26 protein-coding genes are annotated in these 26,458 nt (G+C 71.4%); 9 read left to right on the top strand and 17 right to left on the bottom strand.

Annotated features, from left to right (window positions below; genetic code table 11):
• Positions 1-23 precede the first annotated feature (23 nt).
• Positions 24-1,196 carry a glutamate--cysteine ligase gene (locus tag ACWEQG_RS09940; RefSeq protein ID WP_363465670.1) on the bottom strand — a complete coding sequence of 391 codons (1,173 nt, stop codon included), beginning with the start codon at positions 1,194-1,196 and terminating at the stop codon, positions 24-26.
• 65 nt (positions 1,197-1,261) lie between these two features.
• On the bottom strand, positions 1,262-1,462 hold the full coding sequence (locus ACWEQG_RS09945) for an SCO4848 family membrane protein (RefSeq protein WP_452283430.1): 201 nt from the start codon (positions 1,460-1,462) through the stop codon (positions 1,262-1,264).
• 94 nt (positions 1,463-1,556) lie between these two features.
• On the opposite strand from ACWEQG_RS09945, the gene ACWEQG_RS09950 reads away from it, so the two are divergent.
• Positions 1,557-2,828, top strand: coding sequence for a D-alanyl-D-alanine carboxypeptidase family protein (locus tag ACWEQG_RS09950; protein WP_452283432.1), 1,272 nt, complete (start codon positions 1,557-1,559; stop codon positions 2,826-2,828).
• 34 nt (positions 2,829-2,862) lie between these two features.
• Here the strand turns inward: ACWEQG_RS09950 and ACWEQG_RS09955 are convergent, their stop codons facing one another.
• Complete coding sequence (locus tag ACWEQG_RS09955; RefSeq protein WP_452283434.1) at positions 2,863-3,726, bottom strand: SDR family oxidoreductase; 864 nt, start codon at positions 3,724-3,726, stop codon at positions 2,863-2,865.
• Between the two features lie 123 nt (positions 3,727-3,849).
• Here ACWEQG_RS09955 and ACWEQG_RS09960 point away from each other — a divergent pair, with 123 nt between their 5' ends.
• Complete coding sequence (locus ACWEQG_RS09960) at positions 3,850-4,455, top strand: TetR/AcrR family transcriptional regulator (RefSeq protein WP_363465658.1); 606 nt, start codon at positions 3,850-3,852, stop codon at positions 4,453-4,455.
• Positions 4,456-4,490: 35 nt separating this feature from the next.
• On the opposite strand, the gene ACWEQG_RS09965 is transcribed toward ACWEQG_RS09960, so the two are convergent.
• A complete protein-coding gene (locus ACWEQG_RS09965) occupies positions 4,491-5,453 on the bottom strand; it encodes a YihY/virulence factor BrkB family protein (protein ID WP_452283436.1) in 963 nt (320 codons plus the stop codon).
• Positions 5,454-5,533: 80 nt separating this feature from the next.
• Complete coding sequence (gene trpS / locus ACWEQG_RS09970) at positions 5,534-6,547, bottom strand: tryptophan--tRNA ligase (RefSeq protein WP_452283438.1); 1,014 nt, start codon at positions 6,545-6,547, stop codon at positions 5,534-5,536.
• A 132-nt stretch (positions 6,548-6,679) separates the two neighbouring features.
• Between trpS and ACWEQG_RS09975 the strand changes: the two genes are divergently transcribed.
• Entirely contained in the window at positions 6,680-7,258 is a 579-nt protein-coding gene (locus ACWEQG_RS09975; protein ID WP_452283440.1) for an RNA polymerase sigma factor, read from the top strand.
• The gene (locus ACWEQG_RS09980; RefSeq protein WP_452283442.1) at positions 7,255-8,190 is read left to right on the top strand and encodes a CU044_5270 family protein; all 936 of its coding nucleotides are present in this window, start codon (positions 7,255-7,257) and stop codon (positions 8,188-8,190) included. The genes ACWEQG_RS09975 and ACWEQG_RS09980 overlap by 4 nt, the downstream gene beginning before the upstream one ends.
• 39 nt (positions 8,191-8,229) lie before the next feature.
• Here ACWEQG_RS09980 and ACWEQG_RS09985 read toward each other — a convergent pair whose 3' ends face one another.
• Entirely contained in the window at positions 8,230-9,540 is a 1,311-nt protein-coding gene (locus ACWEQG_RS09985; protein WP_452283443.1) for a hemolysin family protein, read from the bottom strand.
• Between the two features lie 156 nt (positions 9,541-9,696).
• Here ACWEQG_RS09985 and galE point away from each other — a divergent pair, with 156 nt between their 5' ends.
• Positions 9,697-10,650 carry a UDP-glucose 4-epimerase GalE gene (gene galE, locus ACWEQG_RS09990; RefSeq protein ID WP_452283445.1) on the top strand — a complete coding sequence of 318 codons (954 nt, stop codon included), beginning with the start codon at positions 9,697-9,699 and terminating at the stop codon, positions 10,648-10,650.
• Positions 10,651-10,691: 41 nt separating this feature from the next.
• Here galE and ACWEQG_RS09995 read toward each other — a convergent pair whose 3' ends face one another.
• Positions 10,692-11,567: a DUF11 domain-containing protein gene (locus ACWEQG_RS09995; RefSeq protein ID WP_452283447.1), complete on the bottom strand. Its 876-nt coding sequence runs from the start codon at positions 11,565-11,567 to the stop codon at positions 10,692-10,694.
• A 128-nt stretch (positions 11,568-11,695) separates the two neighbouring features.
• Positions 11,696-13,123 (bottom strand): MDR family MFS transporter, encoded by a 1,428-nt coding sequence (locus ACWEQG_RS10000; protein ID WP_452283449.1) that lies wholly within the window; start codon positions 13,121-13,123, stop codon positions 11,696-11,698.
• 55 nt (positions 13,124-13,178) lie between these two features.
• Between ACWEQG_RS10000 and ACWEQG_RS10005 the strand changes: the two genes are divergently transcribed.
• Positions 13,179-13,715 (top strand): PadR family transcriptional regulator, encoded by a 537-nt coding sequence (locus tag ACWEQG_RS10005; protein WP_452283451.1) that lies wholly within the window; start codon positions 13,179-13,181, stop codon positions 13,713-13,715.
• Positions 13,716-13,739: 24 nt separating this feature from the next.
• Here ACWEQG_RS10005 and ACWEQG_RS10010 read toward each other — a convergent pair whose 3' ends face one another.
• The 4 genes from ACWEQG_RS10010 to ACWEQG_RS10025 all read right to left on the bottom strand — a co-directional run bounded on the left by ACWEQG_RS10010 (position 13,740) and on the right by ACWEQG_RS10025 (position 18,822).
• Positions 13,740-15,857: a protein kinase domain-containing protein gene (locus ACWEQG_RS10010; protein ID WP_452283453.1), complete on the bottom strand. Its 2,118-nt coding sequence runs from the start codon at positions 15,855-15,857 to the stop codon at positions 13,740-13,742.
• 190 nt (positions 15,858-16,047) lie between these two features.
• Positions 16,048-17,265 carry an NADP-dependent isocitrate dehydrogenase gene (locus ACWEQG_RS10015; RefSeq protein WP_363465629.1) on the bottom strand — a complete coding sequence of 406 codons (1,218 nt, stop codon included), beginning with the start codon at positions 17,263-17,265 and terminating at the stop codon, positions 16,048-16,050.
• A 108-nt stretch (positions 17,266-17,373) separates the two neighbouring features.
• Complete coding sequence (locus tag ACWEQG_RS10020; RefSeq protein ID WP_452283455.1) at positions 17,374-17,658, bottom strand: DUF3017 domain-containing protein; 285 nt, start codon at positions 17,656-17,658, stop codon at positions 17,374-17,376.
• Between the two features lie 42 nt (positions 17,659-17,700).
• Positions 17,701-18,822 carry a citrate/2-methylcitrate synthase gene (locus tag ACWEQG_RS10025; protein ID WP_452283457.1) on the bottom strand — a complete coding sequence of 374 codons (1,122 nt, stop codon included), beginning with the start codon at positions 18,820-18,822 and terminating at the stop codon, positions 17,701-17,703.
• Between the two features lie 181 nt (positions 18,823-19,003).
• On the opposite strand from ACWEQG_RS10025, the gene ACWEQG_RS10030 reads away from it, so the two are divergent.
• Complete coding sequence (locus ACWEQG_RS10030; RefSeq protein ID WP_363465622.1) at positions 19,004-19,660, top strand: FHA domain-containing protein; 657 nt, start codon at positions 19,004-19,006, stop codon at positions 19,658-19,660.
• Between the two features lie 211 nt (positions 19,661-19,871).
• Complete coding sequence (locus ACWEQG_RS10035) at positions 19,872-20,561, top strand: hypothetical protein (protein ID WP_452283459.1); 690 nt, start codon at positions 19,872-19,874, stop codon at positions 20,559-20,561.
• A gap of 58 nt (positions 20,562-20,619) precedes the next feature.
• Here the strand turns inward: ACWEQG_RS10035 and ACWEQG_RS10040 are convergent, their stop codons facing one another.
• A complete protein-coding gene (locus ACWEQG_RS10040; protein ID WP_452283461.1) occupies positions 20,620-22,455 on the bottom strand; it encodes a phosphatidylglycerol lysyltransferase domain-containing protein in 1,836 nt (611 codons plus the stop codon).
• Between the two features lie 221 nt (positions 22,456-22,676).
• Between ACWEQG_RS10040 and ACWEQG_RS10045 the strand changes: the two genes are divergently transcribed.
• On the top strand, positions 22,677-22,934 hold the full coding sequence (locus tag ACWEQG_RS10045) for a hypothetical protein (protein ID WP_452283463.1): 258 nt from the start codon (positions 22,677-22,679) through the stop codon (positions 22,932-22,934).
• Between the two features lie 73 nt (positions 22,935-23,007).
• Here ACWEQG_RS10045 and ACWEQG_RS10050 read toward each other — a convergent pair whose 3' ends face one another.
• The 4 genes from ACWEQG_RS10050 to purN all read right to left on the bottom strand — a co-directional run bounded on the left by ACWEQG_RS10050 (position 23,008) and on the right by purN (position 26,368).
• Entirely contained in the window at positions 23,008-23,853 is an 846-nt protein-coding gene (locus tag ACWEQG_RS10050; RefSeq protein ID WP_452283465.1) for a bifunctional methylenetetrahydrofolate dehydrogenase/methenyltetrahydrofolate cyclohydrolase, read from the bottom strand.
• A 25-nt stretch (positions 23,854-23,878) separates the two neighbouring features.
• On the bottom strand, positions 23,879-24,028 hold the full coding sequence (locus ACWEQG_RS10055) for a hypothetical protein (protein ID WP_452283467.1): 150 nt from the start codon (positions 24,026-24,028) through the stop codon (positions 23,879-23,881).
• 145 nt (positions 24,029-24,173) lie between these two features.
• Positions 24,174-25,715 carry a bifunctional phosphoribosylaminoimidazolecarboxamide formyltransferase/IMP cyclohydrolase gene (gene purH / locus ACWEQG_RS10060; protein ID WP_452283468.1) on the bottom strand — a complete coding sequence of 514 codons (1,542 nt, stop codon included), beginning with the start codon at positions 25,713-25,715 and terminating at the stop codon, positions 24,174-24,176.
• The gene (gene purN / locus ACWEQG_RS10065; protein ID WP_363465691.1) at positions 25,712-26,368 is read right to left on the bottom strand and encodes a phosphoribosylglycinamide formyltransferase; all 657 of its coding nucleotides are present in this window, start codon (positions 26,366-26,368) and stop codon (positions 25,712-25,714) included. Before purN ends, purH begins: the two co-directional genes overlap by 4 nt.
• Between the last annotated feature and the right edge of the window lie 90 nt (positions 26,369-26,458).

The raw sequence follows: 26,458 nt of genomic DNA on the forward strand, positions 1-26,458 counted from the left end.
CGGACATGTCAGGCCCTACCCAGTCAGCTGCCTGATTGTCCGATCTCGCGGTTGGGGTTCGAGGTCACGAACCTGTCCTCCGCGAGCTCGACGAGCGTGGCGTCGACCACGTCCTGGAGGGTCCCTCCGTCGGCGAGGATCGCCCGCTGGCGCTCGGATGAGCTGCCCTGCTCCAGCACCTCGGTCACGACCGCCAGTTCGTCGACGCAGCCGAGCCGCTCGGCGACCGGTTCGAGTTCGCGCTGAAGTTCATACAATACGTCGCGCACCGGCGCCGTGCTGCCATGGTCGTCGGTGATGACGTCCGCGTCGAGGCCGTACCGCGTGGCGCGCCACTTGTTGTCGCGCACCACCCACGCCGCCGGATGCGGCAGCTTGTAGCCCCGGTCGAGCTGCTGGTCGAACTGCTGCACTAGGCACTGGGACAGCGCCGTCACCATGCCCACCTCGCGCGGCGTCGGGATCCCGTCGAACATCCTGATCTCGATCGTGCCGAAGTCGGGATGCGGCCGGATGTCCCACCACACCTCCTTGATGCTGCGGATCGTGCCCGCCCGCATCAGCGTGTCCATGTACTCCTCGAATTCGGCCCAGTCCGCGAGAAGGTGCGGCGGCCCGGCCGTGGGCAGCGAGCCGAAGACGATGGCCCGGCTCGACGCCAGCCCGGTGTCCTGCCCGCCCCAGTAAGGGCTGGAGGAGGTGAGCGCGAGGAAGTGCGGCAGGTACGCCGCGAGGGCGTTGACGATCGGGATGACCTTGTCCCGCTCCTTGACCCCCACGTGGACGTGCACACCGAACGTCTGGATCCGCCAGGCGAGCCACTGCATCTCCTCGACCAGCTCCACGTAGCGCTGGCTGGGCGCGTAGACCGCGTCGCGCCAGTCGCTGATCGCGTGGGTCCCCGTGCAGGCGAGCCCCATGCCGCGCGGCTCGACGGCCTCGGCCAGCCGTCCGAGGCTCTTCTTCAGGTCCTGCACCGCCTCCGCCACGGTGTGGCAGACGTCCGTGACGATCTCGATCTGCGACTGCATGAGCTCGTGCATGGCCTTGGGCCGCTGCCCCTCACTGAGGTCGGGCACCGCGGCGAGCACCTCTTTGGCGTCCTGACGGAGGTGACGCGTGTGCCTGTCGACGAGCTGAAGCTCCCACTCCACGCCGAGCGTCGCGCCACGCGAGGGATTGAAGTCGATCGCCAAAGCTTGCCTCCATCACGTTCGGTCCCGTGGCCACTCAGGTCACATCGGACAAGGTCGTTTCCAGGTCAGGCCCTACCCCTCATCCATCCCCGCACGCCGACGGCGCCGAGCGCCAGTGCCAGGAGGATGTTCACCGCGACGAGAACGCCGTGGACGACGTAGAAGGACGTCTCATGCCCGTCGGCGAGGTTGAAGCCGAGGTTGATCCATTCGAAGATCATGAACGCGGCGAGTGCCACGAGAAAGACCGATACACGTCTCGTCATGACTCACAGTATCGGCGACCTCCCGCGTGGCTCTGTGGCATATGGGGCATATGTCGCTTCATGCGAAGGCAGTCGAGGCTAGGCTGAGCCACCTATGCGGACGAACCATCGTGTCCTCGCCGCCGCCGTGACGACGGCGGGGGTGCTGACGACGGCGCTGCTCGGCGCCCCTCCCGCCGCGGGCGCGCCGGCCGTGCCGGACCTGGCGTCGCGGGAGACCGGCACGGCCGTGGCGGAGAACGGCACGGGAAACGGCACCGTCGGCGGGGACCTGCTCGCCGGCCACGGGATCATCGCCCCCGCCGGAGTCAAGGCGCCGCCCAAGACCGAGGCCTCGTCGTACGTCGTCGCCGACGCCGAGACCGGCCAGGTGCTCGCGGCCAAGGACCCGCACGGGCACTACCTGCCGGCGAGCACGCTCAAGACGCTGACGGCCGTCACGCTGATCCCCAAGCTCGACAAGAACCGCAAGGTCAAGCCGAGCGAGGAGGCCTGCAACGTGGAGGGCAGCGCCGTCGGCATCGTCCCCGAGCCGATCTACAAGGTCGACGACCTCATGCGGGCCCTGCTCATGGTCTCCGGCAACGACGCGGCGGTCGCGCTCGCCGAGGCCAACGGCGGCCTGAAGAAGACCCTCGCCGACATGAACAAGGAGGCCCGCAGGCTCCAGGCGTACGACACGGTGGCTAAGACGCCGAACGGCCTGGACCAGCCGGGCCAGCGCAGTTCGGCCTACGACCTCGCGCTCATCGCCCGGGCCGGGCTGGCGATGCCGGACTTCCGCGAGTACGTCAGCACGAAGGTCGCCAAGTTCCCCGCGCCCAAGGACTACCTGAAGAAGGACAAGAAGAAGCGCCGCGACGACGCCGAGGCCAGCGAGTCTCCCCGGCCCACCTACTACGAGATGGCCAACCACAACAGGCTCCTGGGGCGCTACAAGGGCATGCTCGGCGTCAAGAACGGCTGGACGTCCAAGGCACTCGGCAGCTTCGTGGGCGCGGCCAGGCGCGACGGCCACACCGTCATCGTCGCGATCATGCATCACCCCGGCGGCTTCTGGGAGGAGGTCTCCAAGCTGCTCGACTGGGGCTTCGCCGCGAGGGGCAAGGTCACCCCGATCGGACAGCTGGTCGCGCCCGTGCCCGACCCCAAGCCCTCGTCCTCCCCCCTGGCCGTACGGCCCGCCTCTCCGACGCCGGGCGCGGACACGGCGGGGGCGGCCAGGGCCCGTGGCGAGGACCCCGCCGCGAAGAATTCGGGCGTGACCGCTCCCCTGCTGATCGGCGGCGGCGCCCTCGTGGTCCTCGCCGCCGGCGCCTACGGCCTGCGCAGACGGCGCAGGACGTCCGGCGACGCGGCCGGCTAGCGCCCCTCCCGCCGGTCTCCGCCCCGTCGCGGCACTACAGATCGGGAGGGGCGGGGATGGCGTGCTCGGCGGCGCGGCTGACCTCCTCCCAGCGCGCCCACGTCTCCATACGCCGGCGGGAGACGTCGAAGGCCAGGTCGTAGGCCGTGCCGCCCAGCAGCAGGCGCAGCGGGGGGTCGTCACTGGCGACGAGCCTCAGCACGGCCTCGGCGGCCAGCCGGGGATCGCTGTCCACCGACCCCTCGGCCCACTGCTTCTCCAGCTCGGACCGCAGCGGGGCGTAGTCCGGCAGCGGCGTGGTCGTGGTCATACCGGTGTACAGGCCGGTCCAGTAGCCGCCGGGCTCGACGATGGTGAGCTTGACCCCGAAGCCGGCGGCCTCCATCGCCAGCGCCTCGCTCATGCCCTCCAGGGCGAACTTGCTCGCGCTGTACAGCCCCGTGGTGGGGAAGCCGCCGAGCGCCCCGATGCTGGAGATCTGCACGATGTGCCCGGACCCCTGGGCGCGCAGACAGGGCAGGACGGCCTGACTGACCCACAGCGCGCCGAAGAAGTTCGTCTCCATCTGCGCTCGGGCCTCGGCCTCGGTGAACTCCTCGACCATCCCCATGGACAGGACGCCGGCGTTGTTCACCACGACGTCGAGCCGGCCGAAGCGCTCGGTCGCCCGGGCGACCGCCGCGAAGACCGCGGCGCGGTCGGTGACGTCCAGAGGGAGCACGAGCAGCCGATCCTCGTATGCGGCGGCCAGGTCCTCAAGCGGCGCCACGGTCCTGGTGGCGGCGACCACCCGGTCTCCGGACTCCAGCGCGGCCCGGGCGAAGGCGCGGCCGAGGCCCCGTCCCGCCCCGGTGATGAACCAGACCCGTCCCGGGCCTGCGGTAGGCGGCGTACGCATGGCGGCTCCAATCGACATCGCGAAAACTAGACGAGACGTTTCGTCTTGTGTGCCGATCCTCGTGTCATCGCCGCGCTTTGTCAAGACGGATCGTCTCGTCTCGCCTCTGGTAGGTTCGTGGCCATGACGGCACAGCACGGCACGGCCCCCGGCACCAGACGCCGCAGCGAGGCCTCGCGGCGGGCCATCCTCACCGCGGCGTTCGAACTCGTCGGCGAGGTCGGTTACGCGAAGCTGAGCATCGAGGGGATCGCCGCCCGGGCCGGGGTCGGCAAGCAGACCATCTACCGATGGTGGCCCTCGAAGGGAGCGGTGCTCTTCGACGCCTTCCTCATGCTCTCCGAGGGGGAAGGCGACTCGGCGGCCCTGCCCGACACCGGCGACCTGGAAGCCGACCTGAAGACGGTCCTGCGCGCCACCGTGGCCGAGCTGAACGACCCGCGGTACGACGAGCCGATGCGCGCGCTCAACACGGAGATCCTGCACGACCCGGCGCTCGCCGCGGCCTTCGCCGAACGGCTCGACCGGCCGATGAAGGAGCTGAAGAAGCAGCGGCTGCGCAGCGCGCAGCGAGCCGGGCAGCTGTCCGGCGGCCTCGACCTGGACGTCGCCGTCGAGATGCTGTGGGGACCGCTGCTCAACCGGTGGCTCCAGCGCAGCGGCCCGCTCACCCCCGAGTACGCCGACAGCGTCGTGGAGACCGCGCTCGACGGGTTGCGCCCGCGCTGAGGCGCGGTGAGTGAGGACGCGCCGAGGACGCGCGGTCAGGCGGGGCCGGCGGTGGGCGTGATCGCGGGTGACGGAAGCGGGGTGGGCTCGGGCGGCGGGCCGAGCGTGGCCGTCGCCGTCCACGCGGCGGCGTAGAGGACGACCCGGGCCGACAGGTTGATCCACAGCAGCAGCCCCACGACGACCGCGAACGTGCCGTACACCGGGTTGCGCAGGGTGGCGGCCAGGATCAGCGCCGCGAGCTGCTTGAGCACCCCGAAGCCGGCCGCGCCCAGCAGCGCGCCCTTGAGCACGACGAGGAACGGCTGCGACGGCTTGGCCACCCAGCCGAGGACGACCAGGAAGAGCAGCAGGTCGGCGACGAGGCTCGCGGCGATCCCGGCGACCCAGACCCCGGCGCCGGCCAGCGGCGAGGAGCCCAGGCCGAGCCATCCGGCGACCGTGCTCGTGGCCCCGGTGGCGAACCCGCTCGCGATCACCGAGATCAGCATGACGAGGCCCATGAGCACGAGCGCGACGAGGTCGCGGAGCTTGCCGAGGAAGTAGTTGAGCGGCGGCTCGCAGGTCATCCAGATGGTACGCAGGGCCCCGCGCAGGGCGTCCATGGCGCCCAGCCCGGCGTACAGCAGGCCGAGCAGGCCGATGACCCCGGCCCTGATCCGGGCCCCGGCGAGCTGGTCGATGTGGAGCTGATCCGCGAGCCCGGGAAGCTGGCTGTTGATCGCCTCGGTGAGCGTGGTGAGCGCGTCCGGGCGGATCGTCACGACGTATCCGAACAGGGCGAACGCCAGCGCGATCACGGGGAAGAACGACAGGAACGCGAAATAGGTGATCGCGCCCGCCAGCCGGTCCCCCGCCTGCACCTGGTAACGCTGCACCGTCCGGATGAGGTGGTCGAGCCAGAGGAAGCGGATCCGGTCACGCTCGATCCGCATCCGGCCCCACGCGCGGACCGCGTCGACGCGCCGCGTGACCTGGTCGACCAGTCCCATCCCCATCGGCTTTGTCTACCCGGGAGAAGGCGTCTCGATGCCTGCGGCGGACGCGGCCCGCAGCGGTGGCCGCGCTCGGGCGCCGTCTACTCGAAGTGCGGCGCGGGGAGAAGGCCGAGGCGCTCGCGGACCTGCTCCATCGTCTCGCGGGCCACCGCGCGGGCACGGGCGGCGCCCGCGACCAGCAGCCGGTCGAGCTCGGCCTCGTCGGCCAGCAGCTTCTCCGTACGCTCCCGGATCGGGGAGAACGTCTCGGTGACGGCCTCGGCGACCTCCTTCTTGAAGGCGCCGTATCCCTGCCCGGCGAACCGCGTCTCCAGCTCGGGGATCGGCGTGCCGGTCAGCGCGGACAGGATCCGCAGCAGGTTGGTGACGCCCGGCTTGTTCTCCTCGTCGGCGACGACCTCGCTGCCGGTGTCGGTCACCGCGCGCATGACCTTCTTGCGCAGGACGTTCGGCTCCTCGAGCACGTCGAGGATGCCCTGCGGGCTCGACGACGACTTGGACATCTTCGCGGTCGGGTCCTGGAGGTCGGTGATCTTCTCGACCTCCTTGAGGATGTACGGGCTCGGCACCTTGAACGTCTGGCCGTAGCGGCTGTTGAAGCGCTGCGCGAGGTCGCGGCTGAGCTCCAGGTGCTGCTTCTGGTCCACCCCGACCGGCACCTGGTCGGCCTGGTAGATCAGGATGTCGGCCGCCTGGAGGATGGGATAGGTGAACAGGCCGACGCTGGCCGAGCTCTCGCCGTACCGCGCGGACTTGTCCTTGAACTGCGTCATCCGCCCGGCCTCGCCCATGCCGGTCTGGCAGATCAGGTACCAGGCGAGCTCGCTGTGCTCGCGCACGTGGCTCTGCGCGAAGACCGCGGCGCGCTCCGGGTCGAGCCCCGCGCCGAACAGCTGGGCGGCGGCGATCCTGGTGCGCCGGCGCAGCTCCTCGGGCTTGGGCGCGACGGTCAGCGCGTGCAGGTCGGCGATGAAGAAGAAGGCCTCATGGGTGTCCTGCAGCGCGACGTACTGGCGGATGGCACCGAGATAGTTGCCCAGGTGGAACGAGTCTGCGGTGGGCTGGATACCGGACAGGACGCGAGCAAGAGCCATACGGCAATTCTGTCAGCAGTCGCGGGCTGCCCGCGACAGACGCGGCGCGGAGCGGGCGCGGCGTCCCGTGAACCCGTTTCCCGGCTCGTGTGAAAGACGGGCGACACTGCTTCCTTGGGAAGGCCCACCCACATGCCGCTCAGTACGACCCTGTCTGACGCCGCCCTCATCGAACGGTCGTGGCGAGATCCCGAGGATTTCGCCGTGCTGTTCGACCGGCATGCGGGACACATCCACCGTTATGTGGCCCGCCGGCTCGGCGACGACACGGCCGACGACGTCGTCTCCGAGACGTTCCTCGCCGCGTTCAGGCAGCGCCGCGACTACGACACCGCACGTCCGGAGGCCCTCCCCTGGTTGTACGGCATCGCGACCAACCTCATCCGCCGGCATCAGCGCGCCGAGACACACCGCTACAAGGCGTACGCGAAGGTGGGCGTCCTCCCCGATGCGGACGACGCCGCGGATCACGCTCTCGATCGGGCGAGCGCGCATGCCGTACGCCGGCCTCTCGCCCGGGCGCTCGCCTCGCTGAAGGCCCGCGACCGCGACGTGCTCTTACTCGTGGCCTGGGCCGATCTCACCTACGAGGAGGTCGCGGGCGCCCTGTCCATCCCGATCGGAACAGTCCGTTCCCGCCTCAACCGCGCGCGGGCCATCGTCCGCGACGCCCTCGGCAGCACCGACCCCACGACGGAGCAGACCTCATGAACGAGCCGACCGACCTGACCGAGCTCCGTGACCTGTTCGCCGACAAGCCGCACCCCACGGCGGACCGTCTCGCCCCCGCCCGTACCGCCCTCCTGGCCGAAGCCCGCGCGAAGCGGCGGCCTCGGGCCCGCGCGGCCGGTCTGCGGCGTCTGATGCCGGCAGGCGGCCTGGTCGCGGCGATGACCGCGGGAACGATCGCCGTCCAGACGCTCACCCCGTCCGCGCCCGCGAGCGCCGCCGAGGTCCTGAGGCTGGCGGCCGAGGCCGCGACCGCCGCCTCATGGCCGGAACCCCGGGACGACCAGTACCTCCACTACGAGCTGATCGCGTATACGCGCAGCGAGGACGGGGTGCCCAACGTCGGTCCGCGCCACATCACGGGCGAGGTCTGGGCATCCGTCGATGGCTCCCGACCGGGACTCCTGTGGCACAAGCCGGCGAGGTCCAGCCCCCGGGGCAACGAGTACAAGGAACTCCTGACCCGGTGCCCCTTCCGGCACGGCCGAACCTACGCCGACCTCCGTGGGTGGCCGACCGACCAGGAGCGGCTCCGGCACAAGCTGGCCGAACGCGGTGACGAGATGGTCCGCGGCAAGGACGCCGCGACCCGCACCTGGTACGGCGCCGTCAGCATCCTCGGCAGCCCGGTCCCGCCCAAGCTGCAGGCGGCCGTCTTCGAAATCACCGCGACTCTGCCGGGCATCGAGATGGAAGAACTGAAGGACGCCACCGGCAAATCGGGCATCGCCGTGACCCGAGCGGACGACCGGGGCCGCGAATCGCTCATCTTCGACAAAACCTCTTATGCCTTCCTCGGAGGCCAGGAACTCGCGCCGGGGCGAGGGCGCGAACTCTGGTCCGTGACCCGTCCGCGGATCACCGACGTACTCCCGGCCTGGTCCGCTTCGGTGAGGCGGAGAGGGTGCGCCTGAGCCCGCGCTCCCCGGAGCGCCCCCGCCCACGCCCGCCGGTCAGCCGGCCGCCGCCGCGTCCTCGGGGGGATTGCGGGTGACGCGGACGCGGGAGACGCGGCGGCCGTCCATCTCGCTCACGGTCAGCCTGACGCCCGGCGCCTCGGCGACCTCGCCGCGTTGGGGCAGGTGGCCGAGGGCGGCCATGACGTAACCGCCCAGGGTCTCGTACGGCCCGCTGGGCAGCCGCACGCCCGTCTGCGCGTGGAACTCGTCCAGGTTGACCAGCCCCTCGACCTCCACGTCCCCGGCGATCATCCGTACGGCGTCGCCGCTCTCGTCGTACTCGTCGCGGATGTCGCCCACGAGCTCCTCGACCAGGTCCTCCAGCGTCACGATGCCGTCGGTGCCGCCGTACTCGTCCACCACGATGGCGAGGTGGTGGCCCTCGTCGCGCATCTCGGCGAGCGTGGCGAGGACCCGTTTGCTCGCCGGCACGAGCTTGACCGGGCGGATCGGCACGACCTCGCTGATCGGCTCCAGCCGCCCGGTGCGGACCGGGTCGAGCAGGTCCCGTACGTGGACGAACCCGATGACGTCGTCGTAGGTGTCGCGGTAGACGGGGAACCGGGAGTGCGGCATGGCGGCGGCGAGCACGGCCGCCTCGGCGAGCGGAGTGTCCGCCGCCATGAACTCGACCTCCGTGCGGGGCAGCATGACCTCCCTGAGCTGCCGCTTGCCCGCCGCGAACACCTCGGCGATCACGTCGCGCTCGTCCTGGGTGAGGTCCGTGTGGCCCACCACCATGTCACGCAGTTCCTCGGTGGTCATGGCCGCCCTGTCGGCGGACGGGTTGCCGCCGAGCAGCCGCACGATGCCGTTGGTCGACTTGGACAGCAGCCAGATCACCGGCCTCGACAGCGTCGCGATCCGGTCGAGCAGCGGGGCGGTCATGAGCGACAGGCTCTCCGCCCGCTGCCGGCCGAGCCGCTTGGGCGCCAGTTCGCCGAGCACCAGCGTCACGTACGAGATCGACAGCGTGACGGCCACGAACGCGACGGGCGCGGCCACGCTCTTGCGCAGGCCCCACGCCTCCAGGACCGGCGCGAACCGCGGGCCCAGCGCGTCGGCGCCGAGCGCGGCCGACAGCACGGTCGCCACGGTCACCCCGACCTGGATGGCGGACAGGAAGCGGTTGGGGTCGCGGGCGAGCTTCTGCACCCGCGCGCCGCGGCGTCCCTCGCGGCTCAGGCGGCGGATCTGGCTCTCCCGCAGCGAGACCATCGCCATCTCGGCCGCGGCGAAGAATCCGCCGATCAGGATGAATATCAGGACCAGGGCGATGGTCAACGCGACGTTGCTCAACGTCATCAGTCCGTTCGGGTGTCAGGCGTGCCAGGCCGGTCGTCGCAACCCCCCGACTTGCTGAGATTGCGGTACTGGTGGCATTTAACCCGCTCCTCATGGGAAGCGCGTAAGCTAGGCCCTGTACGTACATAATCCAACAAGCTCGAACAGGAGCAAACAGTGAAGCTGCTGGTTACTGGTGGAGCCGGGTACATCGGCAGCGTCGTGGCGGCGCAACTCCTGGAGGAGGGGCACGAGGTCACGGTGCTCGACGACCTGTCGACCGGGCACGCCGACGCGGTGCCGTCCGGGGCCTCGTTCGTGCAGGCGTCGATCACCGAGGCCGGCGGCGTGCTCACCGACGGGTACGACGCCGTGCTGCACTTCGCGGCGAAGTCGCTGGTGGGCGAGTCGGTCGAGAAGCCGGGGCTGTACTGGTCGCACAATCTCGGCGGCACGCTGGCGCTGCTCGACGCGATGCGGCAGACCGGGGTGAACCGGATCGTGTTCTCCTCCACCGCCGCCACCTACGGCGAGCCGGAGCGCACCCCCATCCTGGAGACCGACCCGACCCGGCCGGGCAACCCCTACGGCGCGTCCAAGCTCGCCGTGGACACCGCGCTCACCGCCTTCGCCGGGCTGTACGGCCTGGGCGCGGTCAGCCTGCGTTACTTCAACGTCGCGGGAGCGTACGGCGAGTTCCGCGAGCGGCACACGGTCGAGACCCATCTGATCCCCAACATCCTCAAGGTGGCACTCGGCGAGCGCGAGTCGGTCGGCGTCTTCGGCACCGACTACCCCACGCCCGACGGCACCTGCGTCCGCGACTACGTCCACGTCGCCGATCTCGCCCGGGCGCACCTGCTCGCCCTGGACGCCTGCGCTCCCGGCGAGCACCGGATCTACAACCTCGGCAGCGGCACGGGCTTCTCGGTCAAGGAGGTCGTGGACGTCTGCCGCGAGGTGACCGGGCACCCCATCCCGACGACCATCGCCCCGCGCCGTCCCGGCGACCCGGCCGTCCTGGTGGCGTCGTCGGAGAAGATCCAGCGGGAGCTGGGCTGGAAGCCGGTCCACACTACGCTGCGGGAGATGGTCGCCGACGCCTGGACCGCCTCCGCGAAGCCCGCCTGACCCCCGATGCCCGCCCTGGTGGCCGCCTGGCCCGGCGGCGTTCAGGCGCGGCGCAGGGCCACCCGTACGCTCGCCTTGTTGTTGGCCGGGCGGCGGTCGCCGTAGCGGCGTGAATAGACGGTGGCCATCGTGGCCACGGCGTGCGAGGCCCGGGACGGCACCCGGAAGACCAGTTCGAGCAGCCCGCGCGACCCCGATCTGATCGGCGGCAGCGAGCACCCCACGAACTGGCGGTTCCCCCGGCAGCGCCCGCCCCTCGCGGACTCCAGCCGGGCCTCGCGCGGCTGGAAGAACACATACGCGTCCCGCACGACGCGCGGCCCCCGGTTGCGCACCTCCGCCCGCACGGAGAACCAGTGGCCCGGGCGGATGAACCGGGTCGAGGAGCGGAACCGCATCGCCAGGTCGGCCCCCTCGTCGACCCTGGTCACGGCCTCGGCCGTGTTGTCGGTCTCGTCCTGGTCGATCACCTCGGAGGTCAGGTCGGCCCGCGCCCGCAGCGGGCCGTGCGCGCCCGGCGCGATCACCCCCGTGATCGTCATGTCGCCCGAGCCGCCGGGCAGGACGTCGTCGGACGAGCGGCAGACGACCCGGTTGCGCGCCCCGCCCGGCTCGCACTCGGCCACGCCGACGTTGACAACCTGAAAGTCCCTGGGCAGCCGCACCCGCAGGGTCGGCAGCACGGCGTCCCCCGGGCCCTTGTTGTGCACGGTGACGTGGTAGGTCAACGGCTGCCCCGGCTGCGCCACCTTCGGTGAGGCGGTGATGCCGACCTCGAGGTCGGCCGCGCCCCACGGATTCTGCGACGGCTCCTTCACCGGCACCGGCCGGGGCGCCTCCCCGGAGAAGGCGAGCGCCGGTTGCGGCACTCCGGCGACGAACACACAGACCAAACCCGTGACGACCCTACGACCCATGCCGCTCCCCCGAACGCTTGAGATCAATTCAACCGTGCCGGACGTGCCCCGCGCACCGTCCGACACGCCGCGCGCAGCGCCGCTGAACTGGAGTCCCACGCCCGTCGCGTGCCCGTCGCGCGCCCGTCTCAGGCGGCGACGAGGTCCTGCTGGGGCGCGGGTCTGTCGAGCCGCACCCCGCCCCGCGGCAGCAGCGCGAGCGCGAGGAGGGCGACGACCGCCCCCACGACCCCGAGCCAGGGGATGACGGTCGCGGTCGCGGCGGCGTGCGCCGCCGGCAGGCCGTGCGCCGGGGCCTGCCTCGTCACCACCGACGTGTACGCCGTGCCGGCGAGGGCCAGCGCGACCGAGCCGCCGATCTGCCGGAAGAACGTCAGGTTCGCACTGGCCGTGCCGATGTACCGCGGCGGCACGGCCGACTGGATCGCCACGGTGAGTCCGGACAGCATGGGCCCCATCCCGAGCCCGATCAGCGCCATCCACGCGACGAGCATCGGGGTCGAGGTGCCGACCGCGAGGTTCGCGCACAGCGCCGTGCCCGCGACCAGGAAGAACGGCGCGATCACCAGCCACGGCTTGTAGCGGCGCGTACGCGAGATCAGGGCGCCGGTGACCGCGCTGCCCACGACCATCGCCAGCATCAGCGGGTAGATGTGCAGCCCGGACGAGGTGGCGCTCAGGCCGTGCGCCTCCTGGAAGTAGCGCGGCAGGAACACGACTCCCGCGTACATGCAGAACGCCGTGAAGAACGACGCGACGTTGACCAGCGAGTACGTGCCGTTCGCGAACAGGTGGAGCGGCACGATCGGCTCGGCGGCCCGCCGCTCGACGAGGACGAACACCACGAGCAGCGCCAGCGACGCGCCGATCGGCCCGGCGACCGGCCCGCTCGTCCAGGTGTGGCCGTCGATCCCCTTCTCGGTCAGGCCGACGAGCAGCGCGCTGATCGCGGCGCTGAAGACGGCGATGCCCAGGTAGTCGGGCCGCGCCCCGCCGTGCCCCGGCCGGTACGGCAGCCGCCACACGATGATGGCCACCAGGACGGCGCCGATCGGGACGTTCACGTAGAAGGCCCAGCGCCAGCTCGCGTGGTCGGTGAACAGCCCGCCGAGGAACGGCCCGGCGATGTAGCTCAGCGCCATCACGCCGCCGAGCGCGCCCTGCACCCGCCCGCTGCGCTCCGGCGGGAACAGGTCGATCACCAGTGCCAGCGACAGCGGCAGCAGCGCGCCCGCGCCGAGCCCCTGGACGCCGCGGAAGGCGATGAGCTGCCCCATGCTCTGCGCCGCCCCGGACAGGATCGAGCCGAGCAGGAACAGGACCACCCCGATCAGCAGGAGCGGCTTGCGCCCGTACGCGTCGGACAGCCGGCCGTACAGCGGGACCGTGACGGTCGAGGTGAGGAGATAGGCGGTCACCACCCAGGTGTACAGGCCGGTGCCGCCCAGCTCGGCGGTGATCCTCGGCAGCGCGGTGCCGACGATCGTCTGGTCGAGCATCGCCAGGAACATGCCGCCGAGCACGGCGAACAGGAGGAGTCCGTTTCTGGATCGCATGTGTCGAAGGTGACATGTAAGAATAGACATGTCAACCCAGATATATAGTGGGGGCATGTCCCTGCGCATCGCTCTTCTCGGTCTTCTGACGGCATACGGCTCGGCGAGCGGCTACGACCTGACCAAGGCGTTCGAGAAGTCGGTGGCCCACGTCTGGCAGGCCGGGCACAGCCAGATCTATCCCGAGCTGGCGAAGATGACCGCGGACGGGCTGGTGACGGTCGAGGCGGAGGGCGCACGGGGGCGCAAGATCTACGCGATCACGCCGGAGGGCCGCGCGGAGCTGCGCTCCTGGCTGGTCGAGCACGACCCCACGGGTCCGGCGCGCAACGAGGTCGCGCTCCAGGCGTTCCTGCTCCCGCTGCTCGACCCCGGGGAGGCGCTGGCCGTCCTGGAGCGGCTGAAGGCGTACGTGGAGCACAAACTGGCCGAACTGGAGGCCCTCTGGGCGATCAAGCACGCCTCGCCCGTCCCCGAGGGGGCGACCGGCGTCAGGTTCGGCAACCTCGCCCTGGACCTCGGCATCCGGCAGACCCGCACGACCCTCCAGTGGGCGAACGACGCCATCGCCGCGATCGGGCGCCGGGCCTGACCTCTCCCCCGCCGGGCGGGGAGCTCAGCGGCAGGCGAGCGGAGGCGGCGCGTCCCGCTCGGGGTCGAAGTCGACGTTGCCGAAGTGCTTGCGCAGCAGGGTGCGCATCGTGCCGTCGTCGTACATGCGGTCGATCGCGTCCGCCACGGCCTTGCAGGTGCGCACGTCCTTCCTGGGCAGGCCGACGGCGTAGCGCTGGTCGGTCAGCCGCAGGCCGAGCACCGACAGCTTCAGGCTCGCCACCCGGTTGCCGAAGCCGGCGATGATCAGGTCGTCGCCGGGGACCGCGTCGACCTCGCCTCGCGTCAGCAGGTTCATGCACTCGGCGTAGTCGCCCACCGGCACCTGCTCGACGTCCGCCTTGTCCGCGACGAGCCGGGCGATGCTGCTGCCGTTGGGCGCGCACATCCGGCGTCCGGCCAGGTCCTCCAGCTTCTTGATGCGCGAGCCCGCGAGCACGAGCAGGTCGGCGTGGGCCGTGTAGTACGGCCCGGCGAAGGTGACGGCGTCGCCGCGGTTGTCGTCGTAGGAATAGGTCGCCACGACCATGTCCACGCTGCCGTCGGCCAGCGACCGCACCCGGTCGCCGACGCCCACCCTGCGGAAGGTGATCCCCTTCGCGGGGACATTGAGGCTTCTGGCGATCGACGTGGCGACGTCCACGTCGAACCCGCTGAACCCGGTCGCCTGCTGCAGGGCGACCCCGGGGACGTCTCCCCGCACGCCGATCGTCAGCCGCCTGGTCTTCAGCGCCTTCTCGTACACCGAGGCGTACGTCGTGCTCGGGCGCGGGGATCGCGACGCGACGGTGGTGTCGCCGGTGCCGTTCTCCGAGGGCTCGCCGCCGAACGCGAAACCGGTCTTGGCGGCCAGAATGGCGCCCGCGGCGGCCACGACGGCGAGCGCGGCCGCGATCGCGCCGATGAGAGGGCCCTTCCGGCGGCGCCGCACCGGCCCCGCCCCGATCGGCCCGGCCCCCGCAGGCCCGGCCCCGATCGGCCCGGCCCCGACTGGCGTGGCGCCCGCCATCGCAAGCCCGGCGGCCCTCGGGTCGGTGGGGCCGGGAGACGGGCGGAACGCCGGGGACGCCCCGGCCGGCACGTCGCTCCCGGTTTCGCCCGCCTGTCCCGCCGTCCCGGTCCACGCGCCGGCGCCGGTCCACGCGGCGTTCCCGGTCGGCACGTGGTTCCCGGTGCGTACGCCTCCGGGCGGCAGGGGGCCCGCGCCGGTCGCCGCGACGCGGCCCGGGGCCGTGCGCGCGAACCGCGTGGCGTCGGGGTCGGCCGCGTGGGCGGCCCCCTCCGACAGCACGACCGCCGACGCGTCGCCCGACGCCGCACGGCCCAGCAGGCTCAGCAGGATCTGGTCGGCCGTCGGCCGCTCGTCCGGCGACTTGCGCAGGCACGCCCGGACCACCCCGCCGAGCGGCTCGGGCAGCATGCGGGTGTCGATGTCGTGATTGAGGATGCGGTTGAGCACGACCGCGATGGAGGTCCCGCCGAACACGACGTCCCCGGTCGCGGCGTACGCGATCGTCGCGGCCCAGGAGAACACGTCGGCCGGGGGCCCGACCTTGCCGCCGGAGATCTGCTCGGGCGCCATGTACGCCGGCGTGCCGATCGCCCGGCTGGTGATCGTGGCGGTCGAGTCGAGGATGCGGGCGATGCCGAAGTCCACCACCCGGGGGCCGTCCACGGCCAGCAGCACGTTGTCCGGTTTGAAGTCGCGGTGGACGATGCCCGCCTGGTGGATCGCGGTGAGCGCGGTGGCCGTGCCGACCGCCAGCCGCTCCAGGCCCGAGCCGGTCAGCGGCCCGTCCGCCTCGACGGTCTCGCGCAACGACCGCCCGTCGATGAACTCGCTCGCGATGTACGGCGTGTCGCCCTCGAGGTCGGCCGCCAGCACCCGGGCGGTGCAGAAGCTCGCCACCCGCTGGGCGGCGCGCAGCTCCCGGGCGAAGCGGGACCTGGCGGTCGCGTCACCGGAGAACTTGACGTGCAGCAGCTTGACCGCCGCCCGTCCGCCGGCCTGGTCCTGGCCGTGGTAGACCACGCCCTGCCCGCCCTCGCCCAGACGGCCGGACAGCACGAAGGGACCGAGCCTGGTCGGATCCCCCGGTTGTAGCGGCGCGATCTGCGGCATCCCCGTTCCCCACGATTCGGCAAAGTACCGGCCAGCAGAACTTTACGGCCCCGGCGCGACGGTTCCGCGGCCTGATACCGCGCCGTGACGTCAGGAAGTCATGACAGAGCGGCGAGCGGTCCGTACCCGAAGGTAACGGGAAAGGGGCCGCCCGGAACGACTCCGGACGGCCCCCGCCGATGAAGGGGCGTTACTGCGCCATCTTCTTCTTGAGGTTCTCGTCGAGCGCCGCGAGGAAGTCCTGCGTGGTCAGCCACTCGGCGTCGCCGCCGACCAGGAGCGCGAGGTCCTTGGTCATCTGGCCGCCCTCGACGGTCTCGACGCAGACCTGCTCCAGCTTCTCGGCGAAGTCGATGACCTCGGGCTGGTTGTCGAGCTTGCCGCGGTGCTGCAGGCCGCGGGTCCACGCGAAGATCGAGGCGATCGGGTTGGTGGAGGTCGGCTTGCCCTGCTGGTGCTGGCGGTAGTGCCGGGTCACCGTGCCGTGCGCCGCCTCGGCCTCGACGGTGCGGCCGTCGGGGGTCATGAGCACGCTGGTCATGAGGCCGAGCGAGCCGAAGCCCTGCGCCACCGTGTCCGACTGGACGTCGCCGTCGTAGTTCTTGCAGGCCCACACGTATCCGCCCTCCCACTTCAGGGAGGCGGCCACCATGTCGTCGATCAGGCGGTGCTCGTAGGTGATCCCGGCGGCCTCGAAGTCGGCCTTGAACTCGCTCTCGTAGACCTCGGCGAAGATGTCCTTGAACCGGCCGTCGTACGCCTTGAGGATCGTGTTCTTGGTCGACAGGTAGACCGGGTAACCGCGGTTGAGGCCGTACCGCATCGAGGCGCGGGCGAAGTCGCGGATCGACTCGTCCAGGTTGTACATCGCCAGGGCGACGCCGGAGCCGGGGAAGTCGAAGACGTTGAGCTCGATCGGCTCGCTGCCGTCCTTCGGCGTGAACGTCAGCGTCAGCGTGCCCTCGCCGGGAATCTTCAGGTCGGTGGCGCGGTACTGGTCGCCGAAGGCGTGACGGCCGACGACGATCGGCTTGGTCCAGCCGGGCACGAGCCGCGGGATGTTCGACATGATGATCGGCTCGCGGAAGATGACACCGCCGAGGATGTTGCGGATGGTCCCGTTCGGGGACTTCCACATCTTCTTCAGGCCGAACTCCTCGACCCGGGCCTCGTCCGGCGTGATGGTCGCGCACTTCACGCCCACGCCGTACTGCTTGATGGCGTTGGCGGCGTCGATCGTGACCTGGTCGTCGGTGGCGTCGCGGTGCTCAATGCCGAGGTCGTAGTACTTCAGGTCGACGTCGAGGTAGGGAAGGATCAGCTGGTCCTTGATGAACTGCCAGATGATCCGGGTCATCTCGTCGCCGTCGAGCTCGACGACCGGGCCCGCTACCTTGATCTTGGGCATGCGTGGGGTTCCCCTTCTGAATTAACTGGCCAGCACGTCCTTTTTGAGGCTCACTGGCCGTTGAGGCTATCGGACGGGTGTGGGTAAGTCCGCGACGAGGTCGTGTCCCTACGAGTCGTGCAGCCGCAGCAGCATGAGCAGCGAGCCGATGACGAGCGCCGCGCCGAACGCCGCCAGTGTGAGCGCGTCCATCCGCCTGCCGCGCACCGCGAGCGCGCCCGCCCGGCGGTCGGAGACCGTCACCCGGATCAGGGATCCGAAGAGAAAGCCGAATCCCATGATCGCACCACCCGCGGGCGCCGGCACACCCAGGCCGATCGCCCCCAGCCCCGCGGCGGCACCCGCCGCCACCAGCAGCCACGGCCCCCAGGCCGTGCTCTCACTCGTTCTCACGTCTCTCCCATGCCTGCCACTGCGGTCCTCGGCGCCTCCCTGTCACCGCTCGTCGATGGGCGCCCACTTCCGGTCGCGCTCGCCGATGTACTCGCTGTCCGGCCGGATCAGCCGGTTGTCGGCGTGCTGCTCGATCACGTGGGCGGTCCACCCGGACATCCGGCTGACCGAGAACACGGGCGTGAACAGGTCCGTCGGGATGCCGAGATAGTGGTAGACGGTCGCCGCGTAGAAGTCCACGTTCGGGTACAGGTGCTTGTCCGCGAAGACGACCTCCTCCATCTCCCGGGACATCCGGAAGTAGGTGTCGTCACCCGAGGCCTCGGCCAGCTCCTGCGACATCCGCCGCAGGTGCGTCGCCCGGGGGTCCTCGGTCTTGTAGACGCGGTGCCCGAATCCCATGATCTTCTCGCCCGCCGCCAGCTTGTCCCGCACGGCCTGGGCGACGCCGCGTGGGTCCAGCGCTTCCAGCGTACGCATGACCTGCTCGTTCGCGCCTCCGTGGAGGGGACCCTTGAGCGTGCCGATGGCGGCGACGATCGCCGAGTGCATGTCGGACAGCGTGGCGGCGCACACACGGGCGGCGAAGGTGGAGGCGTTCATCGTGTGGTCGGCGTGCAGCACCAGACAGGTGTCGAAGATCTCGACCTCGCGCCGCTCGGGGCGGCGGCCGGTGATCTGCAGCAGGAAGTTCGCGGCCGTGCTCAGCTCGGGATCGGGCTCCGGCATGTCCGCTCCCGTCCTGGCCGCGTGATAGCGGGCGACGAGGACGGGCTGCTGGGCCGTGAGCCTGGCGGCCTTGCGGCGGTTGGCGTCGGCGGCGTTGGAATCCTTGTCCGGGTCGTCGGCGCCGGCCAGGGAGACCAGCGTGCGCAGCGCCTCCATGGGCGCCTGTTTCGCCGCGATTTCGGAGATGTTGCCCTCGGCGAGCGCACCCAGGGCGCGGCCTGCGACCAGTTCCGCGCCGTAGCCGGCGAGCTGCTCGCGGGTCGGCAGAGTGCCGCGCTGGAGCAGGTGGGCCACCTCTTCGAACGTCGCGTGGCCGGCCAGGTCGTGGATGTCGTATCCCCGGTAGAAGAGACGACCGGCCTTGCCGTCGATGTCGCTGATCGCTGTGGATGCGGCGACGACATCGGCGAGGCCTTTGGTGGGCTTGTCCGCCATGGGTGTTTCCTCCGCTTATCTCCGTGCGAAGTCTACCCGTGAGCAGGTAAAGCACCTCTCAAAGGTCCAGACCAATTTCAGGAATGATTCTGCTCGCGGCAAAGGCGATTCCCCCTCGCCACGGGTGGGTAAGCCGCAGCTATAGGGAAAGTAACGGCGGGCTACCTGGGGAGGAACTGCCGTGGAGGGGCCGTTCATACGGATCGAGGACAGCGGCGAGGTGGTGCCGCTGCGCCCCGACGTCACCACGATCGGCCGCGGCCGGGGCGTGGACATCCGGCTGACGGATCCGAGCGTGTCACGGCTGCACGCCGAATTCGTCCGTCGCGGGCCCTACCTGTACGTCGTGGACCTGGGCCTGTCCCGCAACGGCACACGAGTGAACGGCAGGCCGATCGCCAGGAGGGTCCTGGACGACGGCGATGTCGTCTCCTTCGGGGCCGCCCGGGCCCGGGTCGGCGGGATCCCGCGGGAGGACCTCGCTCCCGAGGTCGAGCTGCGCCGCGCCGCCGCGCCGGAGCTCACCCGCCGGGAGGTCGACGTGCTCACGTCGTTGTGCCGCCCCGCGCTGTCCGACGAGGCGTTCGTGGCGCCCGCGACGGCCCGGGAGATCGCCGACGACCTCGTGGTGACCGAGGCGGCGGTCAAGCAGCACCTGCTGCGGCTGTACCAGAAGTTCCGCATCCCGGAGGGCACCAACCGGCGCACCCGGCTCGCCAACGAGGTCGTCGCCCTCGGCCTGGTGCGGCCCACGCCGGTCGTGCCGCCGCAGCGGGCCGGCGGTCCGGCCGAGCCGGAACCGCAGCCGCGGACCCCCGCGGGCCGCCGGGCGTCCTGAAGCCGCGCCCCACCGGCCGCCGGGAAATCGGAGCCGTCCCACCCCCGGCGGCCGCTGGAGCGTTCCCACGGCCCGTGCCGACGTACGGCCACGAGGCCCGGCATTTCCCGCCGCCCGAGGTCGGATGAAGCTCGGGCGGCATAACGTGCCGAACAAAGAGCGCGAAAGCCCCGTCGAACGGAACGACAACCGACCGGCAAGGGGGCGCGCGATGCGCGGAATTCTGAAATCTCTGGCGGCGACCGCGGCGGTGGCCGTGGTCGGCACCGTGACGAGCACCGTGACAGGCACCTGGCAGGCGGCCGCGGCGGTGACCGGAAACGATGCGGGGCGAACGGTCGCCGCTCCGGCGGCGCCGGCGGCGGCTCCGGCGAAGCTGCCCAAGGGGTTCCTGCTGGACGAGGCCAAGGTGGACGGTCCGCGCAGGCCGTGGGAGCACCTACAACTCACCGACAGCCTGACGAAGCCCCTCGAGGTGAACCCGTGCGGCCACAGGGCCGCCCACGACGGGCGCGGCGCGAGCCGCACGTTCACCTACCTGGCGGAGACCGTCTACCGGAGCGAGCAGGTCGTGCTCTACCCGTCGGAGCGGGCCGCGAAGGCGGCGATGCGGTCCGTACGCGCCGACCTGGCCCGGTGCGGCACGGGAGGCCGCGGCCACGACCGCTACTCGTACCGCTGGAAGAGCACCGGCGTCGGTGACGAGGCCCTCCGGGTCGGCGGCTTCTTCTTCGAGAACCGGTCCCGCTCGGTCATCGTCCGCAGGGGCAGCGCGGTGGCGGTCTACGTCAGGACCGGCCTGGTGACCAAGAGCCTCCCGGTCTCCCAGTTCCGTCCGCTGATCAAGGACGCCCGCACGATGGCCACCAAGCTCTGCGACCTTCCCGGCGTCTGCGGGTAGGCCCGCCGGCCGCGCACCGGACGGGCTCCGGCTCTCTTCTCGCCCGCGGGGACCGCGGTCAGGCCGTTCTACGGCTCTCCGGCGCGCCGTCCGGGCCGCTGTTCCCGCCGACGGCGGCGTCGGGGAGGAGCCGGGGCACGGGAGTCCGCCGGCGGCGGCGGAGCAGGCCACCCGCCCACCGGAGGCCCGGCGGCGTGAGGAAGGCCTCCGCCCGGAGCGCGGCGACGCCGATGCGCGGCAGATCGCGGGCGGCCGGGTAGACCAGGAACCTCGGCTCCCATACGGGCCGGAACTTGGCGTTGAAGCGGTACAACGACTCGATCTGGAACCAGCGGGACAGGAAGACGAGGACGCCGCGCCAGGCGCGCAGCACCGGTCCCGCCCCCAGCCGCTCCCCCCGCGCCAGCGCGGAGCGGAACATCGCGAAGTTCAGCGACACCCTGGTCACGCCGAAGTCCGGTGCGGCCTGCAGGGCCCGCACGATCAGCAGCTCGTTGAGCCCGGGGTCCGCCTCGCGGTCACGCCGCATGAGGTCGAGGGAGATGCCGTCGGCCCCCCAGGGCACGAAACGCAGGACGGCCCGGATGTCCCCACCCGGCGTCTGTTCCTCCTCCGGCGTGGCCGCCCGGTGGGCCGTGACCACCAGGCAGCCGGCGTCGGCGGGGTCGCCGAACCGGCCGAGCGCCATCGAGAAGCCCCGCTCGGTCTCGGTGCCGCGCCAGAGGTCGGCCACGTCGCCGATGTGCTCACGCTCCGCCTCGCTCAGGTCCCCGGCCCGCCGCACCCGGCAGGTGTAGCCGAGGCGCTCCACTCGCTTGACCATCTGCCGTACGTTGCGCAGGGCCCGGCCTTCCAGGGTGAAGCCGGTGACGTCCACGACGGCCTCGTCCCCGATCTCCAGCGCGTCGAGGTCGCCCTCTCTCGTCCACGCCTCGCCGCCCGCCTCGCCGCAGCCGACGACGGCCGGAACCCACGCGTGCCGCCTGGCCTCCTCCAGGAACCGCCTGATCGCGCCGGGCCAGGCCTCCGGGTCGCCGATCGGGTCGCCGCCGGCCAGCATCACCCCCGCGACGACGCGGTAGGCGACGGCGGCCTTGCCGCTGGGCGAGAAGATCACGCTCTTGTCGCGGCGGAGCGCGAAGTATCCGAGCGAGTCCTGCCGGCCGTACCGATCGAGCAGGGCGCGCAGGCGCCGTTCGTCGTCCTCGCTGAGCGCCGCGACCGGCCGTTCCGGCCGCAGGGCCAGGTAGATCGTGGTGACGGCGGTGAGCGCGCCGAGCCCGGCGAGTGAGAAGTAGACGAGGTCGCCGGCGCGCTCGGACGTGAACACGACCGGCCCCTCGACGCCGACAAGACCGAGCACGACGTGCCGGATCTGGTCGCCGAAGCCCGGGTGACCGGCGACCGTACGACGATGGGAGGCGACGAGGATCCATCCGATCACGACGTCGAACGCGCCGAGCGTCAGCAGGTTCCACAGGGCCCGCCAGCGGGAGCGCGGGTCGGACAGGGCGTAGAACTCCCCCTTGGCGGCGACCAGCACCGCGAACAGGAGCAGCGACACCGATGCCGCGACAGGGTGCCGCCAGCGCAGCCCCTCGATCGCGGCGTCCACCGGCAGCAGCACCACGACCGCGCGCCAGGCCCGGGCCTTCCGCCGTCTGAGGGCGTGGGCGAGCATGATCAGCAGGATGCCGACCAGCAGGGACGCCGTCTCGGCGAGCGTCGTGACGGCGCCCGGCAGGACGCTCGCGATCTCGCCGATCCTGCTCGCGCGCAGGCTCGGCACCAGGCCCCTGACGATGTCCAGGACGCCGATCAGCAGCGCGGCCCAGGCCGCCAGTCCCGGGACCCGAGACCGCAGACCATGCGCGTTTCGCGTCCGATAGCTCACACACAGTGACGATATGTCACGATTTATCGGGTCAGCAGCCGGGATCCCGATTCTTGGATCGAGCTTGACGCGGACCGGCGGCATCCGCCCCTGCCCTCTCGGGCCGACGCCTGCGCGCCGAGGGGAGGATGTGCCGGCGCCGCGAAATCCGCCCGGCGGCGGACGCCGGATCAAAGGCAGCTTTGACGACGGCGCGGGGCGCCGTTCCTACTGTTCGATCCATGATTTTCACTGCGAACACGTTCCGCCGCGCGGCCGCGGGTGCCGCCCTCGTCCTGTCCGCTCTCGCCGTCCCCGCCACCGCCGCGCAGGCGGCGACACCGCCGGCGTCCACCACCGCTTCCAGCGCCGCTTCCACCACCACGTCGGGTGTCTACGGCCCCTATTGGGACCTGCGCTACTGCGTGCCCCAGATGGAGGTGTATCCCCGCTCGTACTGCTTCCTGCGGAACGGCCGCTGGTACCTGTACATCCCGTGATCGGCGGACTCGGCCCGGCCGCCACCCCCGCGGCGAGGAGCCGCGGGAGGACCGGCCGGGCGGGTCCGGCGGATCAGCGCTGCTCGGCGGCCTCGACGACGTTGGCCAGCAGCATGGCCCGGGTCATCGGCCCCACCCCGCCGGGGTTGGGGGCGACGAAGCCGGCGACCTCCCGTACGTCGGGGGCGACGTCGCCGGTGAGCTTCCCGTCGACCCTGGAGACGCCTACGTCGAGCACGGCCGCGCCGGGCTTGACCATCTCGGCGGTCACGAGGTGGGGCACCCCGGCCGCCGCGACGACGATGTCCGCCCGGCGCACGTGGGACGCCAGGTCCTGGGTGCCGGTGTGGCAGAGCGTCACGGTGGCGTTCTCCGCCCGGCGGGTGAGGAGCAGGCCCAGCGGCCGGCCCACCGTGATGCCCCGGCCGACCACGACGACCTCGGCGCCCTTGAGCGGCACGCCGTACTCCTGGAGGAGGACCACGATGCCGCGCGGGGTGCACGGCAGCGGGGCGTCGACCATGTGCACGAGCCTGCCCAGGTTGACGGGGTGGAGGCCGTCGGCGTCCTTGGCCGGGTCCATGCGCTCGATGAGCGCCTGCGTGTCCAGGTGACGCGGCAGCGGCAGCTGGACGATGTAGCCCGTGCAGGCCGGGTCGGCGTTCAGCTCGTCGACCGCGGCCTCCACGTCCGCCTGGGTGGCGCTCTCCGGCAGGTCCTTGCGGATGGAGGTGATGCCGACCTCCGCGCAGTCGCGGTGCTTGCCCCCGACATAGATCTGGCTGCCCGGGTCGTCACCGACCAGGATCGTGCCCAGACCGGGGGTGATCCCCCGGGCCGCCAGGGCCTTCACCCGCTCCGCCAGCTCGTTCTTGATCTTGGCGGCGGTCGCCTTGCCGTCCAGAACCCGCGCGGTCATGGCACTTCCCGTCCTTCCAGGTGCGTTACCGTCCCCCCTCGCGGCGCTCGATGATCCGCCGGGTGAAGGGGATGAACTCCACGATCCGCCAGCCGAAGTAGGCGGCCAGGGCGGCGATGGGCAGCAGCGCGATGGGGCTGTTCCATATGCCGTTCATCGTCGCGAAGGAGCTCATGATCGTATCAAAGGGCATGGAGGGGCTCCGGGGAGAGGAGGGGGTGAGCGCTTCAGGCTAACCGCCCCATAGGGGTGATCGTGCCGTTTCCACCCCATCCATCCCAGCGGCCGCCCCTCCCTGGTGGTACGTCCGGACTTCCCGATCAGTGGAAGAAGTGCCGGGTCCCGGTGAAGTAGAGCGTGATGCCCGCCTCCTTGGCCGCCTCGATGACCGCGTCGTCGCGGATCGAGCCGCCCGGCTCGACGATCGCCTTCACCCCGGCCTCGGCCAGCACCTGCAGGCCGTCCGGGAACGGGAAGTAGGCGTCGGAGGCGCCGACCGACCCGGCCGCGCGCTCACCCGCGCGGGACACCGCCAGCCGGGCCGAGTCGACCCGGTTGACCTGGCCCATGCCGACGCCGACGGTCGCGCCGCCGGAGGCGAGCAGGATCGCGTTGGACTTCACCGAACGGCAGGCCCGCCAGGCGAAGGCCAGGTCGGCGAGCACCTCGGGCGAGGCCGCCTCGCCGGCCTTGAGCTCCCACGTGGAGGGGTCGTCGCCGGGCGCGTCCACCCGGTCGACCGTCTGCACGAGCAGGCCGCCGTCGATACGGCGGGACTCGGCGGCGTTCGACGGCCCCTGCGGGCAGGCGAGCAGGCGGATGTTCTTCTTCTCCCTGAGCACCTCGAGCGCGTCCGCCGCGAACGACGGCGCGACCACCACCTCGGTGAAGATCGGCGCGATCTGCTCGGCCAGCGCGCGGGTCACCTCGCGGTTCACCGCGATCACTCCGCCGTACGCGGAGACCGGGTCGCACTCGTGCGCCTTGCGGTGCGCCTCGGCCACGTCGGCGCCCACCCCGATGCCGCAGGGGTTGGCGTGCTTGATGATGGCCACGCACGGCTCGCCGAAGTCCCAGGCGGCCCGCCAGGCCGCGTCGGCGTCGACGTAGTTGTTGTAGGACATCTCCTTGCCGTGGAGCTGCTCGGCGTTGGCCAGGCCGTCCTCGCCGCCGGTGTAGAGGGCCGCCCCCTGGTGCGGGTTCTCGCCGTACCGCAGCGCGGCCTTGCGCTTCCACGCCGCGCCCATGAAGGACGGCCAGTCGCCCTCGGGCGCGTACACGCTCGCGAACCAGGACGCGACCGCGACGTCGTAGGCGGCGGTGTGGGCGTACGCCGTGGCGGCCAGCCTCCTGCGCTCGGTCAGCGTGAAGCCGCCCTCGGCGACCGCGGCCAGGACCTCGCCGTACGCCGCGGGGTCGACGACCACGGCCACCGTGCCGTGGTTCTTGGCGGCGGCGCGGATCATCGCGGGGCCGCCGATGTCGATCTGCTCGACGCACTCGGCGTCGGAGGCGCCGGAGGCGACCGTGGCGGCGAAGGGATACAGGTTCACCACCGCGAGCTGGAACGCGTCGATCTCCAGCTCCTCCAGCTGCTTGACGTGGGAGGGGTTGGCGCCGTCGGCGAGCAGCCCGGCGTGGACCCTCGGGTGGAGGGTCTTGACCCGTCCGTCCAGGCACTCGGGGAATCCGGTGAGCGACTCCACCTTCGTGACCGGCACGCCGTAGGAGGCGATCGCGGCGGCGGTGCCGCCGGTCGACACGATCTCCACGCCCGCGGCCTCGAGCCCCCGCGCCAGGTCTTCGAGACCCGTCTTGTCGTAAACGGTGATCAGCGCACGGCGGATGGCGATGCGGGTCACTTCGTCGTCCTTCCTGGTGTCGGGCCGTGTCCGGCCTCTCCTGCGACTCGTCCCGGCCCGAGGCGGACGGTCCGCCCGGTCAGGGTCCAGCCCTCGCGGGCCATGCGGCCCACCGTCTCGACGAGAAGGCCGCGCTCGACGCCCTTGATGCGCTCGTGCAGCGACTCCTCGTCGTCCCCCTCCCGTACGGCCACCGCCTCCTGGGCGATCACCGGGCCGGTGTCCACGCCCGCGTCGACGAGGTGGACCGTGCAGCCGGTGACGCGGACGCCGTACGCGAGGGCGTCACGCACCGCGTGCGCGCCGGGGAAGGCGGGCAGCAGCGCCGGGTGGGTGTTGACGACCGGGAACGCGCCCAGCACGCGAGGACCGAGGATCTTCATGAACCCGGCGGAGACCACCAGGTCGGGCTTGTGCTCGGCGATGCGCTCGGCCAGACTCTCGTCCCACTTCTCCCGGTCGGGGTGGTCGTCCACCCTCTCGACGAATGTGGGGACGCCGGCACGCTCGGCCCGGATCAGGCCCTCGATGCCGGTACGGTCGGCCCCGACGGCCACGACGGTCGCGCCGAACGCGTCGTCTGTGGCCGCGTCCAGCAACGCTTGCAGGTTGGTCCCCGAACCCGAGACGAGGACGACGAGCCGGAAGGACAGGGCGGAACTCCTTCGTGAGCTGCCTTCGTTTTGCAGGTGATTGCCGGGAGATGGTTCCTTAGAGAGTGGTCGAGCGTGGAGGGCCGTCCC

Source organism: Microbispora sp. NPDC004025 (assembly GCF_053604425.1).